The 18,030-nt window shown below is 45.6% G+C and carries 13 protein-coding genes; all 13 read left to right on the forward strand.

Going from position 1 to position 18,030, the window contains the following annotated elements; all coding sequences use genetic code 11:
• Positions 1-13 precede the first annotated feature (13 nt).
• Positions 14-3,277: a fused isobutyryl-CoA mutase/GTPase IcmF gene (gene icmF, locus MHB63_09890; protein ID MEK3806839.1), complete on the forward strand. Its 3,264-nt coding sequence runs from the start codon at positions 14-16 to the stop codon at positions 3,275-3,277.
• A 1,202-nt stretch (positions 3,278-4,479) separates the two neighbouring features.
• A complete protein-coding gene (locus MHB63_09895; protein ID MEK3806840.1) occupies positions 4,480-5,496 on the forward strand; it encodes an ATP-grasp domain-containing protein in 1,017 nt (338 codons plus the stop codon).
• 202 nt (positions 5,497-5,698) lie between these two features.
• Positions 5,699-6,304 (forward strand): TerD family protein, encoded by a 606-nt coding sequence (locus tag MHB63_09900; protein ID MEK3806841.1) that lies wholly within the window; start codon positions 5,699-5,701, stop codon positions 6,302-6,304.
• Positions 6,305-6,377: 73 nt separating this feature from the next.
• Positions 6,378-6,956: a TerD family protein gene (locus tag MHB63_09905; protein ID MEK3806842.1), complete on the forward strand. Its 579-nt coding sequence runs from the start codon at positions 6,378-6,380 to the stop codon at positions 6,954-6,956.
• A 300-nt stretch (positions 6,957-7,256) separates the two neighbouring features.
• Complete coding sequence (locus MHB63_09910; protein ID MEK3806843.1) at positions 7,257-8,474, forward strand: HpcH/HpaI aldolase/citrate lyase family protein; 1,218 nt, start codon at positions 7,257-7,259, stop codon at positions 8,472-8,474.
• On the forward strand, positions 8,413-9,786 hold the full coding sequence (locus MHB63_09915) for a phosphoribosyltransferase family protein (protein MEK3806844.1): 1,374 nt from the start codon (positions 8,413-8,415) through the stop codon (positions 9,784-9,786). Before MHB63_09910 ends, MHB63_09915 begins: the two co-directional genes overlap by 62 nt.
• Positions 9,779-10,897, forward strand: a complete 1,119-nt coding sequence (locus MHB63_09920) for a cysteine protease StiP family protein (protein ID MEK3806845.1) — start codon at positions 9,779-9,781, stop codon at positions 10,895-10,897. The genes MHB63_09915 and MHB63_09920 overlap by 8 nt, the downstream gene beginning before the upstream one ends.
• 11 nt (positions 10,898-10,908) lie before the next feature.
• Complete coding sequence (locus tag MHB63_09925; protein MEK3806846.1) at positions 10,909-11,724, forward strand: HAD family hydrolase; 816 nt, start codon at positions 10,909-10,911, stop codon at positions 11,722-11,724.
• A gap of 104 nt (positions 11,725-11,828) precedes the next feature.
• Positions 11,829-12,044, forward strand: coding sequence for a helix-turn-helix domain-containing protein (locus tag MHB63_09930; GenBank protein MEK3806847.1), 216 nt, complete (start codon positions 11,829-11,831; stop codon positions 12,042-12,044).
• A gap of 32 nt (positions 12,045-12,076) precedes the next feature.
• Positions 12,077-13,678 carry a YceG family protein gene (locus MHB63_09935; GenBank protein MEK3806848.1) on the forward strand — a complete coding sequence of 534 codons (1,602 nt, stop codon included), beginning with the start codon at positions 12,077-12,079 and terminating at the stop codon, positions 13,676-13,678.
• Between the two features lie 73 nt (positions 13,679-13,751).
• Positions 13,752-14,837, forward strand: a complete 1,086-nt coding sequence (locus MHB63_09940; GenBank protein ID MEK3806849.1) for a toxic anion resistance protein — start codon at positions 13,752-13,754, stop codon at positions 14,835-14,837.
• A gap of 744 nt (positions 14,838-15,581) precedes the next feature.
• Complete coding sequence (gene rpoE, locus MHB63_09945) at positions 15,582-16,130, forward strand: DNA-directed RNA polymerase subunit delta (protein MEK3806850.1); 549 nt, start codon at positions 15,582-15,584, stop codon at positions 16,128-16,130.
• 282 nt (positions 16,131-16,412) lie between these two features.
• The gene (locus tag MHB63_09950; protein ID MEK3806851.1) at positions 16,413-18,020 is read left to right on the forward strand and encodes a CTP synthase; all 1,608 of its coding nucleotides are present in this window, start codon (positions 16,413-16,415) and stop codon (positions 18,018-18,020) included.
• Positions 18,021-18,030 lie beyond the last annotated feature (10 nt).

Genomic DNA, 18,030 nt, shown 5'->3' on the forward strand with positions numbered 1-18,030 from the left:
GGATGCGGCCAGCATGCATACAAAGGAAACCTATAAACCGAAACATGCCGTTCGTTTTGTAACGGCATCCAGTTTGTTTGACGGACATGATGCATCAATCAACATTATGCGGAGAATTCTTCAGGCGAGCGGCGCAGAAGTGATTCACCTCGGCCATAACCGTTCGGTTGAAGAGATTGTCAATGCAGCCATCCAGGAGGACGCGCAGGGAATTGCCATTTCTTCTTATCAGGGCGGGCACGTGGAGTTTTTCAAATACATGTATGATCTTTTAAAAGAAAGAGGAGCTTCGCATATCAGGCTCTACGGCGGAGGAGGCGGGGTCATCCTTCCGCGGGAAATCAAAGAGCTTCATGAATACGGGATTGCCCGCATCTTTTCTCCTGAGGACGGGAGAGAGCTCGGTCTTCAGGGCATGATTGAACTTATGATGAAAGAGTGCGATTTCCAGACAGCCGCAAAGCTTGAGGAAGAGATGGAGAAGCTGAAAACAGGCGATGCCGGAGCAATCGCAAAACTGATCACGGTTGCCGAATCGCAAATCGGCAGCAGGCAGGAAGCGGCAGCTGCAGCAGAAAAAGTCATTTCAGAGGTCAAGCAGCATGCATCCGATGCACCTGTCCTTGGGATTACCGGTACCGGCGGGGCAGGCAAAAGTTCACTGACAGATGAATTGATCAGGCGTTTTTTAAATGAAGTGCCTGAAATTAAGATTGCCGTCATTTCCATTGACCCGACAAAACAGAAAACAGGCGGAGCTCTGCTTGGTGACAGAATCCGGATGAATGCGATATTTTCTCCTCGGGTATATATGAGAAGTCTTGCGACGAGACAGTCCAGATCAGAGCTGTCGCTTGCCATCCATGACGCCATCGCCGTTGTGAAAGCAGCAGGCTATGATTTAATTATTGTAGAAACAAGCGGAATTGGGCAGGGCGATGCAGCCATCACTGAGATTTGCGACATGTCCATGTATGTCATGACAAGCGAATTCGGTGCGCCGTCCCAGCTTGAAAAAATCGACATGATTGACTACGCGGACTTGATCGTCATCAACAAATTTGAACGTAAAGGGTCCCAGGATGCAAAGCGCCAGGTGCAAAAGCAGTACCAGCGCAGCCATATGCTGTTTGAAAGTCCTGCTGAGGATCTTCCGGTTTACGGAACGATTGCAAGCCAGTTCAACGATCCCGGTACAAACACCCTGTTTGTAGCCCTGCTTGACCTCATCAACAAAAAGAAAAATAAAAACTGGTCTTCAAGTCTGCCTATTGTCAAAGATGTTGAAAAACAGAATGTCATCATTCCGACAGACCGCCGCTACTATCTGAGAGAGATCAGCGAATCTGTCCGGAACTACCACAAAAATGCCGAATATCAGGCTGATACTGCCAGAAGACTGTTTCAGCTTCAGGGTGCGATTGAAAGTGTCAAAGAGCAGAACGGGGCACCCGAGGTGATTGACTCTCTTGAAGCAATTAAAAAGAAAACAGAAGAAGAGCTTTCTCCGGAATCAAAGCGGATCCTTGACGGGTGGGGAGAGCTAAGGGAGAAATACGAAGCGGATCAGTTTGTGACAAAAATCCGCGATAGAGAAATTGTGACATCATTAAAGATGGTTTCCCTGTCAGGACTCGCGATTCCGAAAGTCTCGCTTCCAAAATACAAAGACTACGGGGAAATTCTAAAGTGGGTCTACAAAGAAAATGTACCTGGAGCATTTCCGTATACCGCCGGCGTCTTCCCGTTCAAGCGGGCAGAAGAAGATCCGAAGCGGCAGTTTGCAGGGGAAGGTACACCAGAACGGACGAACCGACGTTTTCATTACCTTTCAAAAGATGACCCGGCAAAACGCCTGAGCACCGCATTCGACTCTGTTACCCTTTACGGAGAAGACCCTGCATACCGTCCCGACATTTACGGGAAAATCGGCGAGAGCGGAGTCAGCATCTGTACGCTTGATGACATGAAAAAGCTTTATGCAGGCTTTGATTTGTGCGCGCCGGCCACATCTGTTTCAATGACCATCAATGGACCTGCGCCAATCATCCTGGCCATGTTCATGAACACGGCCATTGCCCAGCAGGCTGAAAAGCAGCGGACAGAGCTTGGACGCGAGTTAACGGCAGAGGAAATGATGCAGGTGAAAAAAAGAACCCTTCAAACGGTCCGCGGAACGGTTCAGGCAGACATTCTGAAAGAAGACCAGGGACAGAACACCTGCATCTTCTCAACAGAATTTGCCCTGAAAATGATGGGGGACATCCAGGAGTACTTTATCAATGAAAAAGTGAGAAACTATTACTCTGTCTCCATTTCCGGCTATCATATTGCAGAAGCGGGAGCAAACCCGATTTCACAGCTTGCGTTTACACTCGCAAACGGGTTTACGTATGTCGAATACTATTTAAGCAGAGGCATGAAAATCGATGATTTTGCGCCGAACCTTTCTTTCTTTTTCAGCAACGGCCTTGATCCGGAATACACCGTCATCGGACGTGTGGCACGCCGCATCTGGTCAACCGTTATGAGGGAAAAATACGGGGCAAACGAACGGAGCCAGAAGCTGAAATACCACGTTCAGACATCCGGCCGTTCCCTGCACGCCCAGGAAATTGACTTTAACGATATCCGCACAACGCTGCAGGCTCTTATGGCGCTTCAGGATAATTGCAACTCGCTGCACACAAATGCGTACGATGAAGCCATCACGACACCGACAGAAGAATCGGTCCGCAGAGCCATGGCCATTCAGCTCATCATCACAAAAGAGCACGGACTCGCCAAAAACGAAAATCCGCTGCAGGGCTCCTTCATCATTGAAGAACTGACAGACCTAGTTGAAGAAGCTGTCCTTAAAGAATTCGACAGCATCAACGAGCGCGGCGGAGTGCTTGGTGCAATGGAAACCCAGTATCAGCGCGGAAAAATCCAGGATGAATCCATGTACTACGAAATGCAGAAGCATTCAGGTGAACTCCCGATCATCGGCGTCAACACTTATATCAATCCGAACAAGCCATCTGAAGATTCCGTTGACAACATGGAAGTAGCCCGGGCCTCTAAAGAGGAAAAAGAAACACAAATTCAAAACTTAAAAGCGTTCCAGGAACGCAATGCCGCTCAAGCTGATGCAGCCATCGAAAGACTGAAGCAGGCAGCCATCCACAATCAGAACATCTTTGCTGAACTGATGGAGACGGTCAACTACGCAAGTCTCGGCCAGATCACGCAGGCACTATACGAAGTAGGCGGACAGTACCGCAGGAATATGTAGGAAGAGGGAGCTCCCGGTTTTAGAGGGGGCTTCTTTCTTTTTGTGAAAGGAGATCACTGATTTTGTAGAATGGTGCCATCAAGAAGAGAAATTCCTGGGTTGATGGTACTTACCGGGAAGAATAGAACCATCAAAAGGAAGAATGTTCTGGTTGATGTTACTCATCCGGGAGAACAGTGCTATCAAAAGGAGGAATAATCAGGGTGATGGTACTTATCAGGAAGAACAGTGCCACCAAAAGAAAGAATATTCAGGTTGATGGCACTAATCTGGTAGAACAGTGCTATCAAAAGGAGGAATCCGGAGGTTGATGGCACTTATCGGGAAGAATAGAACCATCAAAAAGAAGAATCCGGAGGTTGATGGCACTTATCAGGAAGAATAGAACCATCAAAAAGAAGAATCCTCAGGTTGATGGCACTTATCAGGAAGAATAGAACCATCAAAAAGAAGAATCCTCAGGTTGATGGCACTTATCCGGGAGAACAGTACCATCAAAAGGAGGAATCCTCAGGTTGAAGGCACTTATCAGGAAGAACAGTACCACCAAAAGAAAGAATCCTCAGGTTGAAGGCACTTATCAGGAAGAACAGTACCATCAAAAGGAAGAGTCAGCTGGTTGAAGGCACTTATCATGAAGAACAGTACCATCAAAAGGAAGAGTCAGCTGGTTGAAGGCACTTATCAGGAAGAACAGTACCACCAAAAGAAAGAATCTTCAGGTTGAAGGACTTATCAGGAAAAATAGAACCACCAAAAAGAAGAGTCCTCAGGTTGAAGGCACTTATCAGGAAGAACAGTACCACCAAAAGAAAGAGTCAGCTGGTTGAAGGCACTTATCAGGAAGAACAGTACCATCAAAAGGAAGAGTCAGCTGGTTGAAGGCACTTATCAGGAAGAACAGTACCATCAAAAGGAAGAGTCCTCAGGTTGAAGGCACTTATCAGGAAGAACAGTACCATCAAAAGGAAGAGTCAGCTGGTTGAAGGCACTTATCAGGAAGAACAGGACCACCAAAAGAAAGAACCTTCAGGTTGAAGGCACTTACCGGGAAAAACAGAACCACCAAAAAGAAGAATCCACAGGTTGAAGGCACTAACCCGGAAAGAAATTTTTTCCCAATGACTTATCTTCCCGTTTTATGTAAAATGAAAGAAATAGAAAACTTCGGACTGTTCCGAAGAGAGGGGTTTTTCTGAAAAATGAGTACATATAAAATCTGGTTCAACCGCTGGTTCTCGGTTGCCTATCACTATATTGATATGATTCGGAACAATGAAGACGGGATTAAGTTTGAAGTGTACGGGACGCATCCGGATGCTGATCATGTCATGCTTGCCAACTGCGATTATTCAGAGGTTGAACCGAAGTGCGAAACGGATGAGGAATATGTTCAGTACTGTCTTGATTTTTGCCGAAAACATGGCATTGAGCTGTTCATCCCAAGGTATAAAATGCTGCCAATTGCAAAAGCGCTGGACAAGTTTGAAGAGCTCGGTGTAAAGGTATTAGTCAATAGAGATGCTGAGCTGCTAGAGGCTATAGACAATAAAGATGATTTTTACGAGATTTGCAGAGAGAAGGGCTTATTTGATATCCCTTCCTTTTATACAGCAAAAACACCTGAAGAATTCAAAGATACATATGAAAAATTGAAAAACGAAGGACTCGGTGTCTGCTATAAGCCTGTGGTCGGAGAGGGAGGATACGGGTTCAGAATCATCGATGACAATGTTGATCCCCTTAAAGAAGTGATGGCGCCGAGCTACCGGATTCCGTTTCAGAGAGTCTACGACGGGCTGAAAGCTGCCGGAGAGTTCCCGGAGCTTATGGTCATGGAATTTCTCGAAGGAGAAGAATACAGCATTGACTGCCTGGCCTTTAATGGCGAACTCATCGCAGCTGTGCCGCGCAGGAAAGGCGGAGGAAGAATCCGGATTCTTGAAAACAACAAAGAATTAATTGAACTTGCAGAGGCGTTCACCAAGGAATTTAAGCTGGACTACATTTTTAATATCCAGGTCAAATATAATCAGGGGCTTCCAAAGCTGCTTGAGATTAACCCGCGGATGTCGGGCGGCCTGTATTTCAGCTGCCTCTCGGGAGTGAACTTCCCGTATCTGGCGGTCAAGCTGCTGCTTGGCGAAAAAGTAGAAAAGCAGGAGGCAAAGCTTGATATAAAGGCAACCTTCCTGGAAAAGGAAATTATTTTATCTTAGCTTCTATGAAACTTTTCTTCTTTTAAAACGTATGAAATAGTGCGGGCCAGTAAAAGGTTTTTAGTTGAAATTTGCTCAGATATTGGTAGTATAAGACTTGTGGTCACGTTATCGTGACAATAGACCGAATAATACATAAAGAAGTATGGCTCAGGTCTCTGTTTGCAAGTTTCCCCATTACCCAGAAAGGGAGAGTGAAGAAATGGCAATTACACTGCAAAAGGGTCAGAAGATTGATCTGACAAAAGGAAATGCCGGTCTTAAAAACATTATGGTAGGACTAGGATGGGATCCTGTCCAGCAAAAAAGCGGCGGTCTTCTCGGCGGACTCTTCGGAGGCGGCGGAAGCAACGTTGACTGCGATGCTTCAGTATTAATGCTTGATGAAAATGACCGTCTGCTTGATAAAAAGAGCGTCATTTATTTTGGCAACCTTACAAGCAAATGCGGTTCAGTTAAACATACCGGAGACAACCTGACAGGAGACGGCGATGGAGACGATGAGCAGGTGCTGATCGATCTGAGCAAGGTTCCTGCAAATGTTCATAAGCTTGTGTTTGTTGTTAACATCTATCAGGCTGTCCAAAGAAAACAGCATTTCGGCATGATTCAAAATGCCTTTATCCGTGTAGTGGATTCTGCAAGCCGCACGGAACTTGTTCAGTTTAACCTGAGCGATGATTACTCCGGTCTAACATCCCTTATCCCGGGCGAAATCTACCGCCACGGAGGCGAGTGGAAGTTTTCCGCAGTCGGTTCAGGTACAAAAGACGCTTCCATTACAGAAATTGCAAACCGTCACGCATAATTTCTTTCCGGAATCCTGACACGGGATTCTGAAAGACATAAAAAATAACAGGATAAAAGGAGTCGAATTCAAAATGGCAATCAGCTTATCTAAAGGTCAGAAAATCGATTTAACAAAAACAAACCCTGGTTTAACAAAAGTATTGGTCGGTCTTGGCTGGGATACAAACAAGTATGACGGCGGAAAAGACTTTGACCTTGACACATCTGTTTTCTTATTGGATGAAAACGGCAAAGCAGCAAGCGAAGCAGATTTCATTTTCTACAACAACCTTGTTGGCGGAAACGGATCAGTTGAGCATACTGGCGACAACCGTACGGGCGAAGGTTCAGGTGACGATGAAGTCATCAAAGTTAACCTTTCACAAGTTCCTGCTTCTATCAGCAAAATTGCGTTCACAATCACGATTCATGATGCAGAATCACGCAGCCAGAACTTTGGACAAGTTTCCAATGCTTACGTGCGCATCTTGAACGAAGACAGCAATTCAGAGCTTATCCGCTATGACTTAGGGGAAGACTTCTCTATTGAAACTGCAGTCGTTGTAGGCGAACTTTACCGTCACGGCGCAGAGTGGAAATTTAATGCAATCGGAAGCGGCTACCAGGGCGGTCTTGGTTCACTTGTAAAAGACTACGGCTTGGACGTTTAATTGCAGAAGTGTAAATAAACATGAAGGGGTGCGTTGTTTTTATAAACAACGCGCCTTTTTCAAAGCTGAAAGAACAGCAAGGCGGTGAATCGCCCGGCCATCCGGGCGATTCTGCTTTTCGCAGTGTCCAGCTCCACCTTCCAGCTCCTCCGCCAGAACAAAATCCCCCAAAAAGTCTAAAAGCGGACTTTTCGGGTGATTTCTTTTCTGTCTGTCGGAGCTAAACGGAAGGTTCCGCATTTCAGTGTGGAAATTTACCACTTAGTACATCACGAACGGTCCCTGAATGGAGGAACAATCTTGAAACATTTTCAATATTTAAGCAAGGAAAAACGCAGCGAGATTTTTTTATATGAGCCGATTCACTTTTCAAAGGAGACCGAGCGGGAAATGCTTGCCTATGCTCTGGGCGCAACTCTCTATATGCCCGGAAGCAGGACAGCCATTGCAGGAGATGTACTATCTGGTAAATTTCTTAATGGAAAGCACGAAGGACTGACTTCGATGGTCATTTGTCTTGAAGATTCCATCGGCGATACAGAAGTAGAGGCAGCAGAAGCAAATACTGTGAGCCAGATTCAAACCATTTCAGACAGTGTGCTGAAAGGACAGTTTGACCAGAGAAATCTTCCGCTTATTTTTATCAGAATCAGAAGCCGGGAACAGATGCAGCGGGTGTCTCGGAAGCTTAAGCATCACATTCAGCTGATCAGCGGATTTGTTTTTCCGAAATTCACATCTGAAAACGGGAGAGGGTATTACACAGCGCTGCAGGAAATTGCATCCGATTATTCTGTTACGCTTTACGGAATGCCGATTCTTGAAACAAAAGAGATTATTTATAAAGAAACACGCTTGAACGAACTGCTTGGCATCAAAGCGATTCTGGATGATTTTTATGAGTATGTGCTGAATGTAAGGCTTGGAGGCACAGACTTATCCGGTCTGTTTGGAATCAGGAGAAGCAGGGATACGACCATCTATGATATTTCAGTCATCCGGGACTGCATTACGGACATTATCAATGTTTTCGGCCGATGTGAAAAAGAGTACGTCATCTCCGGTCCGGTATGGGAGTATTTTGGGGGCGGACAGCGAATTTTGAAGCCGCAGATCAGACAAACTCCTTTCCAGCAGGCATATGGCCATGAAGGGCTTGAATTCAGAGCGAACCTCATTGACCGTTATGACGACGGACTTATTCATGAGATCGTTCTGGATAATACGAACGGGCTTGTAGGGAAAACGATCATACATCCTCTTCATATTAAAATCGTCAATGCGCTGAACGCGGTCACAAGGGAGGAATATTTGGACGCCTCCTCCATCCTTGATCAGGCGCAGTCCTACAACGGCGTGATCCGAAGCGAATTTTCAAATAAAATGAACGAAATTAAACCCCATTACAATTGGGCGCGGAAAATCATCTTGAAATCTAAACTATACGGGGTGTTCCATGAGCAGCAATCATTTATCGACCTTATCAGCGAAACCGCAAACGAACAGCTATACATTTGACCTGCTGGGTCAGCTTTCGGTAGACATCGAATTGACCGGAAATCCTTATCTTCTACCGCTGGACAGGCTGTTCCAGATGGCGGCGCGCATTAACAAAAAGCGCTCGTTTCTTTTTGTCAGCACCGTTCTCGGCAAGCATATTCCTGTTGATCCTTCGCTTGCTCTTCTTACTGGTCAGGCGCTTGCAGCCAGATACATGGAAGTCGTTGAGGCAAAAACGCATCCGGAGCGGGATCAGATTCTTGCAGGATTGATGGGCGGACAGGCAAAGAAAAGCGAATACCGCCATGCACTAGCTGAACCGGCATTATTTATCGGGTTTGCAGAAACAGCGACAGCTCTTGGGCACGCGGTGTTTGAGAACTTCAGAAATGCGGCTTTTTTCCATACGACAAGAGAACAGGTGTCTGAAATGGATTCTATTATTAACTTTGAAGAGGAGCATTCTCACGCCACTTCACACCGGTGCTATGTTGATGAAAAGCTTTTTGATAACACGAGGCCGATCGTTCTTGTTGATGATGAAGTCACAACAGGGAAAACGGCGCTGAATATCATTGAATCCATTCAGGAAAAATTCCCGCGCAGCGAATATACGGTCGTATCCATCCTCGACTGGCGTTCAGAGGAAGATCAAAAGAGATTCAGAGATACAGAGAAACGGCTGGGCATTACCATTCATGAGGTTTCTCTTGTAACGGGACTGATTACAGCAAATGGAGATCCGGTTGCAGAAAGCAAACCCCAAACCCGTTCTCTGTCTTCACTCCATGCAGAAATGGAGGAAATCGTGATTTCTCCGGAAGAAGGCGATCTTACGTCATGTGCGTCAGAACAGCTGTCTTCCCCATATGTGAAGCATACGGGAAGGTTCGGTCTGACTGATGCAGAACAATTGGAGGCAGACATTTATTGCCTGAAGGCGGCAGCAAGGCTGCGCGAAGCCAGAAAAGGAAAAAGAACCCTTTGTCTCGGTACAGGGGAATTTATGTACATTCCTATGAAAACAGCCTCCTACATGGGGGACGGCATCTACTATCAGTCTACGACAAGAAGCCCGATTCATCCTGTTAACCGCGTGAATTACGCTGTGAACAGCGCGTTCCCGTTTTCAAATCCAGAAGACGGGGAAACAGCAAACTTTTTCTACAATGTCACAGAGGGCCAGTATGATGAAGTTTTTGTCTTCTTCGAACGTTCTGTTCCTGAGGAGAGACTGCAGCCGATGCTTGATCAGCTGAAAACTGTTTTCCCGGTGATTCATTTTGTATATTTCAGTACAAACCAAAAAGGAAGTGCATCTGATGAGTAAGGTGGAGCAGCAATTGCCGAAGCCGGCAGCAATGGGAAGTTATTCAGAAAAGGACGTTGTTTTCCTGCTGAAGGACTTGAGCCAAATTAGTCTTGAAAAATCAACACTCGAACGGGAGCAGGCTGTTCAGAGCGGAACACATTATTCTGAGATGCTTCCAATTGAATATAAGCCGACCGATGAATATTTGCAGCTTTTTCATCACTCATTAGACATGTATAAACAAAAGCTTGCAGCTGCTGTTGGAACGGTGTCAGAGCAGATTTTAAAAACAAAGGGCAAGAGCATCGTGCTCGTTTCGCTTGCCCGCGCAGGCACTCCGGTAGGAATTCTGATGAAGCGCTACTTGCAGGAGGTGCATCAGATCGATGTTCCTCATTACAGTGTCTCCATTGTGAGAGGACGCGGCATTGATGCCAACGCCATGAATTATATCGCCCATAATCATCCGGATGAAAGCGTGCAGTTTGTGGATGGCTGGACAGGAAAAGGCGCCATCACAAGAGAGCTTAGAGAAGCAATGGAAGTTTTCAACAGCAAACACGGCCTTGCCATTGATGACTCGCTCGCGGTACTTGCAGATCCCGGTTATTGCACGGATATTTATGGAACCAGAGAAGATTTTCTGATTCCGAGCGCCTGCCTGAACTCAACTGTATCAGGCCTTGTCAGCAGAACTGTCCTGAACGATGCCTTCATCGGGCCGGATGACTTCCACGGTGCCAAATATTACGAAGAACTGCTGCCGGAAGACGTGTCCAATCATTTCATTGACGTAGTAGTCTCTGAGTTTCCAAACGTTAAAGAGGAGATCTCAAAGCAGGTTTCGCTGCTTGATAAAGAGGACCGGACACCGACATGGAAAGGGATTGAGGATATTAAGCAAATTCAGGACGAGTTTGGCATTGAAAACATCCACCATGTGAAGCCGGGAGTGGGAGAGACGACGCGTGTACTGCTCAGAAGAGTGCCATGGAAGATCCTTGTTAAGGATTTAGGCAATAAAGACCTCGAGCATATCTTCCTGCTGGCAAAAGAACGGAACGTCCCTGTCATTGAATACAAGAATATGTCTTACTCATGCTGCGGGATTATCAAGCCCTTAAACTAGGAGGTACTGCTGTGATTTTTGCAAGTGATCTGGATCAGACGCTCATTTATTCGAGAAGATCGTTCCGTGAGCCGGTTGGAGAAGAGGATATTCAATTGATTGAAACTCTCGACGGCCAGGAAATTTCGTTCATGACGAAAAAAGCGATTTCCATGCTGAAGGAAATAGCCGGACAGATGACGTTTGTTCCTGTAACAACCAGAACCCCGTCCCAATACGGACGGATCTCCATCTTTCAGCAGGAAATCCTTCCGCGCTACGCTGTAACGAGCAACGGCGGACATGTATTCAAAGAGGGGAAGCTTGACGAGGAGTGGAAACAGCATCTTGAAGCACGCATGAAAGATGAGTGTACAAGTTTGGAGGATGTCTCCCTTAAATTTCAGGAGATTGCTTCAGATGACTGGGTGCTGAAGCAGAAAAACGCCGAGAATCTCTTTTTATACAACATTATTGAACGCGGAAATATTCCGGAGGCTCGCCTGCAGGAGTTTATCCTCTGGGCGGACCGTCACGGCTGGAAGCATTCACTGCAGGGAAGAAAGCTGTATTTTGTGCCGAAACCGATTAATAAATGGGACGCCGTTGCCTATGTGAAAGAAGCTGCCGGTGCAAAAACCGTGATGACTGCGGGCGACTCCCTGCTTGATTTGTGCATGCTCGAAGAAGCCGATCTTGCCTTTTCACCGTTGCACGGCGAGCTTGGCGAGTCAGGCGCAAGGCTGTCTGGAACCATACAGCGAACGTCGAAAAATGGAATCTTCGCTTCAGAGGAAATTCTGGAAAATGTCCTGGCGAAAATCAAGCCTGTCCCTGCTGAACAGTAAATAGAAATATTTACCTGTATAAGGTGGTACAATAGGAGCGGGGTGTTCTCAGGGTACCTATGGCTGCACGGCTGATTTTCTCAGTTCTTATTGGAGTGAACGTCTTGGCAACAGCAGAAAAAACAAAAACCAATCTATTGGATAAAAACATTATGAGTTCCGCTCAGGCCTGCAAAGAATGGGGGATTGACGATTCTGCTCTCAGAAAAAGGGTCAATCAGTTTCCGCCGGGCACCATCCGGAAGTTCGGAAAAACATGGGTGGTTACGAGTGAAGGAATGTGCCACGTCTTTGGCGAAAAAAGACGAAACGGTCAGTAAACATGGAGATATTTTCAGAGGAGGGAAGAGAGATGATAAGAACATATAAGCCTGCGCTTGCAGAACATCTGGATACAGACTGGCAGACTCTTCTTTTTATGCCGCTGCCTGAGCGTCCGGATTATGTGAACACTCCCTCTGAAGTGAAAATTCCGCAAGTCGCCATCCGTCTGCTTGGAACACCATTAACAGACGACGAATACTATCAAATGCTTTTTGACCTTGTTCATCACGAGGAACTCGGTGTGCATTTTCTAAGTGAATCTTTAGATAAAAACATCCCGCAGGAAAAATTTCAGGCGATACAGAACCTGCTGATTCTGCATAAAAACGAAAAGCTCTCCGTGAACCGGTTTGTTGCTTTTATGGACAGAGACCGCCTGCTTCCGGTTCTTTCCGATCCGGAGTTAAACCGCCACCTGCGGACTTGTGTCATTCATATGCTTTCGCGCTTCTTTCCTGACAAAGCGAACGACAGTGCCGATTTCCGGCGCATCATTGTTGATTTGATCAAATGGACCTGGAACCACCTGCATCCTGAGCTGCGAAAAACAGACGGCCTCCGGCCGCCTGCGTTTTTCTGGTACGGAAATGCAACGAAAAGCGAACAGTTCTTCCTTCATTTCCTGATCCGGTTCGGATGCGATGTCATCATTGCCCATCCGGAGGGGATAGACATCCTGAAGGAGGAAGATCCGGAAGAAACGGTCAGCAAAATCGTCCGTTTTCCGGGGACTCACGAACTGACAGCGTTCCCAAAGGTAAGGCCTGAGCGCACATCAACTGTGGCATACAAAGCTTCAAAACAAATTGACCAGGTTCTTCATTCAGATGAATCCATGCTCTATAAGCCATGGCAATTCAAAAATTATTCCCCAAATGCACGGACGCTGAAAACAACGTATGATGAACTTTTTATTCTTATAAAAGAAAGAGCATTTCTGCGTCCGGACTTTGAAGTCCGGGATAACATGGTTCATATACCCGCTATTTTTTCAAAAATCTTCGGGGTGACAAAAAACAGACGCTCGTACTGGGGCAAAATTCAGGACCTTGCTGACTATGAACATGCGGCTGTCGTAAAGTACTTTCCGTTTACCTGGGAGGCTAAAGGCAATCCTCATTTTCATTATCAGAACGCTCTGAACGAAAGTCAGGTGCTGCAGGCTGATAAAATGATGGGAAGCCACTGGTGGAAGTATTCAAACCTTCCGACCGGCCTTCAAAAAGGGCTGGCTGATGCGATTTCGAGGTATTGTGCTGATCCAAAACTTAAAAGGCTGGAACAGGAAAGTCCTTATGATCTGCAGCTTTACCTGTTCAATCAGGCGCTTAATATTCCGGAAACCCTTATTAAATTGATGCAGAATTTTGATTACTCCCAGCATGTGCCCCGGCTCATTCTTTATAATAATGAAAACAACGGCTACATGACGCGCTCAGACGCTGCGATGCTTATGCTGATGAATGAATTCGGCCTGGATATCGTGATCTGTAATCCTCCCGGCCATAATGACATTGAAAATTTTGTCGATGAAAAGCATTACGACAGCCACTGGCTAGAGGAAATGAGCTTTAATGAAGTCTACCAGGAGCCGTCGAAATTCAAAAAATTCATCCGGAAAATCTTTTAAGCCGCATCATTTATGCGCGCAGAATTGCCTGTGTGAAAGGGCATCCAAACTATATTGAAGGAGGATTTCGCGTATGTCTCAAGTACCTGGACTCAGCAAAACGGATCAGATGGAAGAGGTTCTCGGACAAGGACCGAACAATATGAAGCTTCAGCTTCAAAAAGAGCCTGAGGTTCAAAAGCTTGCAGAGAGCATTGACCACAAGAACCAGGTGGCAATCCTTGAATACGGAAAAGCACCTGCTGATGAAATTTCAGCTTTTTCAGGAAAAATCCTGAACACCATGAAGTCAAGCAGCATGGAAGAATCAAGCGCCCTCCTGAAACATCTCGGGAGAATCATGGACCGCTTTGACCCGAAAGACTTTGCCGAGCAAAAAGGAATAAAGAAATTCTTCAGCCGCGGCCAGAAGCTGGTAGAGAAAATCATGTCGAAGTATCAGACAATGGGCGGCGAAATTGATAAAGTCTACCTTGAAATTGTGAAATACGAGGATGAAATGAAGCGTTCAACAAATACGCTTGAGCAGCTTTACGAACAGAACTTCAACTATTATATGGAGCTTGAAAAATATATTGTGGCAGGAGATATGAAAGCAGCTGAACTAAAGCAGCAGCTGCCGGCATTAGAAGCAAAAGCTGCGGAGGGAAACCAGCTTGCTCAAATGGAGCTTGATACGATGCGGAACTCAATTGAGGTGCTTGAGCAGCGGGTATACGATCTCGAACTTGCCAAACAGGTAGCCTACCAGTCCGCACCGCAAATCCGTCTTCTGCAAAGAGGGAACACAAAGCTGATTGGAAAAATCAATTCTGCGTTTGTCACAACAATTCCTATCTTCAAAACCGGCCTGATCAACGCAATAGCAGCTAAAAGACAGAAGCTCGTCGCAGATTCAATGAATGAGCTTGAAAAACGCACAAATGAAATGCTTGTCCGAAACGCACAGAATATATCAAAACAGAGTGTGGACATTGCAAGACTTGCAGGAAGCCCCGGCATTAAAATGGAAACAATCGAAGAAACATGGAGCATCATCCTAAAAGGCATGCACGAAACAAAAGCCATCGAAGACGAAAACAAACAGCTTCGTGAACAAGGAAGAGTGCGCCTTGAAGAACTGCAGAACAACTTTAAGCAGCTGAATAATGGCCGCTGATAGTTAATAGCAAATAATAATCCGGACTGAGGTTTAAACAGTCCGGATTTTTTCTATGGGAATCCTTTTATATTGACCAGTGTACTCTTTGTGAATCTAATAGAACGTTCAAGAGGGGGAGAGATTTAAAATCTGGAAGTAGTGCAGCCTCTTTTGTCGGTTGCGGAACCTCAATAGTGGCGTCACTCCCTCGAGTGCTGCCACTTTTATTGGTAATGGAACCTCAAAAGTGGCGTCATTCCCCCGAGTGCAGCCACTTTTACCAATGGTGGAACCTCAATTAGTGGCTACACTCCCACCGAATGATCACTTTTACTTGTTTCCTAAATGTAAATTTAAAACTCCAGTGAACTGCAGCGGAAGGCACTTGACTCCTGCGGGATGAAGAGGGCACGGGAGACCCCGCAAGCGAAGCTGAGGAGGCTCCCGGCACTCCCCGCGGAAAGCAAGTGACTGGAGCGAAAGAGAACGGGTACAAATGAAATCAAAGTTCAACAATCTATGGGGAAAGACATTATAAAAACATGAGTCTGCGCAGTTTTGACAAAAATTATTCCGATTTATTAGAAGGAAGAAGATTAAGGTAGCATAAAGTGTTAGAATTTGTTTATAATGAATGGTATGACTTGAATACATAGGATTCGGACAGTACTAGCAATCTCACTTCCGGATTTCTTAAAAGATGAGAATAGAACCTGCTCTTATCTACAAATAGATGAACGACTAGAAAGGGAGTGCCTCACTTTGAGTATTTCACAATATTCTAAGGACCAGCTTAAAGAATTGTCAATGGTTGAAGTAGCCTACGACCTGATGACTGAAAAGAAACAGCCGTACGTTTTCATGGACCTGGTAAAGGAAATCAGCCAGATTATCGGTCTTACGAAAAGCCAGGTGGAAGATAAAATTTCGCAATTCTACACAGATCTTAACATCGACGGCCGTTATATTTGTGTTGGAGAAAACACTTGGGGACTGCGCAGCTGGTACCCGTACGAGCAAATCGAAGAAGAGGTTGTGCCTGTTGCAAAACCTAAGAAGAAAAAGGCGAAAAAAGCGGTTGATGAGCTTGAGCTTGAAGACTTCGATGAAGTGGATGAAGAAGAACTAGAATACGATGATATTGAAGAGTATGAAGATGATACGGACGACGATCTGGACGACGATGATCTCGAAGATGATGCAGAAGAAATCGACGAAGTCATTGAAGACGAAGATTTTGATCTTGAAGAGGAAGAGCTTGACGAAGACCTTGATGAAGATCTTGAAGAAGACGAAGAAGAAGATAAATAATCGTCTTGACTTTAGAGGTCCAACTAGGTAGAATCTTATTTGGGCTCTTTAAAAGCTATACCAATGGTTTATATATACCATGCTCCCTTTCGCAACGCGCAAGGGAGCTTTCTTTTTTTAGCGCAGTTAAGCCTTCAGGCTGACATAGGCGCTTTTCCTTTTTTTAGGCATGAAAGACCCCCTGACAACACTTATAAAAGATAAATCGTTCCCATTCGATTGGGAATGTTTTCTTTTGTGCACATTAATCTTATACATCTTTTGAAGGGAGAAGAAGAACAAATGACAAAGTATATTTTTGTTACAGGAGGCGTTGTATCCTCACTTGGTAAAGGGATTACAGCAGCTTCTCTTGGACGCTTGCTTAAAAACAGAGGATTAAAGGTGACAATCCAGAAGTTTGATCCATACATCAACGTGGATCCGGGAACAATGAGTCCGTATCAGCACGGTGAGGTTTTCGTAACAGACGACGGAGCAGAAACAGACCTTGACCTTGGACACTATGAGCGCTTCATCGATATCAATTTAAATAAATACAGCAACGTCACTACTGGTAAAATTTACTCTTCTGTCCTTAAAAAAGAGCGCCGCGGCGACTACCTTGGCGGAACCGTACAGGTTATCCCGCATATTACAAATGAAATCAAAGACCGCGTCTTCCGTGCAGGAAAAGAAACAAACGCAGACGTTGTTATTACAGAAATCGGCGGAACAGTAGGGGACATCGAATCTCTTCCATTCCTTGAAGCAATCCGCCAGATGAAGAGCGATATCGGACGCGACAACGTGATGTACATTCACTGTACACTTGTTCCTTACATCAAGGCAGCGGGCGAAATGAAAACAAAGCCGACACAGCACAGCGTAAAAGAATTAAGAAGCCTCGGCATCCAGCCAAACGTGATTGTTCTGCGTACAGAAATGCCGATTTCACAGGATATGAAGGACAAAATTGCGCTGTTCTGCGACATTGATACAAATGCAGTTATCGAGTGCCGTGATGCAGATACGCTTTACTCTATTCCATTGGCGCTTCAGGAGCAGCATCTTGATCAAATCACTTGCGATCACTTAAAACTTGATTCACGCGAGCCTGAAATGTCGGAGTGGATTGAACTCGTTCAAAAAGTAACCAACCTTTCAAAGAACGTTCGTATTGCCATCGTCGGAAAATACGTTGAACTTCAGGATGCCTACATTTCTGTTGTTGAAGCTCTTCGTCATGCAGGATATGCATTTGATGCAGATATCAGCATCAAATGGATCAATGCAGAAGAAGTAAATGCTCTTAATGCACAGGAGCTTCTTTCTGATGTAGACGGAATCCTTGTCCCTGGCGGATTCGGAGACCGCGGAGTGGAAGGTAAAATCCTTGCAACTCAATATGCGCGCGAAAACAAGGTGCCGTTCTTTGGAATCTGCCTTGGCATGCAGGTTGCTTCTATTGAATATGCACGCAACGTTCTTGGCCTTGAAGGAGCACATTCTTCTGAGCTTGACGTCGCTACGCCGTATCCTGTCATTGACCTGCTTCCTGAGCAAAAAGACATCGAGGATCTTGGAGGAACACTCCGCCTGGGCCTTTATCCGGCTAAGCTTGACACGTCTTCACGTGCATTTGAAGCTTACCAGGACGAAGTGATTTATGAGCGTCACCGTCACCGTTATGAGTTCAACAACGAATACCGCCAGGCTATGGAAGATGCAGGCTTCATCTTCTCTGGTACAAGCCCTGACGGCAGACTTGTTGAAATCATTGAGCTTAAAGATCATCCTTGGTTCGTGGCTTCCCAGTTCCACCCGGAATTCACATCAAGACCGACAAGACCGCAGCCGCTGTTCCGCGAGTTTATCAATGCATCGCTTACAGCATCTGAAAAGAAATAACAATAAACAA

The sequence above is a fragment of the Bacillus sp. FSL H8-0547 genome (assembly GCA_038002745.1).
Classification (GTDB): domain Bacteria; phylum Bacillota; class Bacilli; order Bacillales; family Bacillaceae; genus Bacillus_P.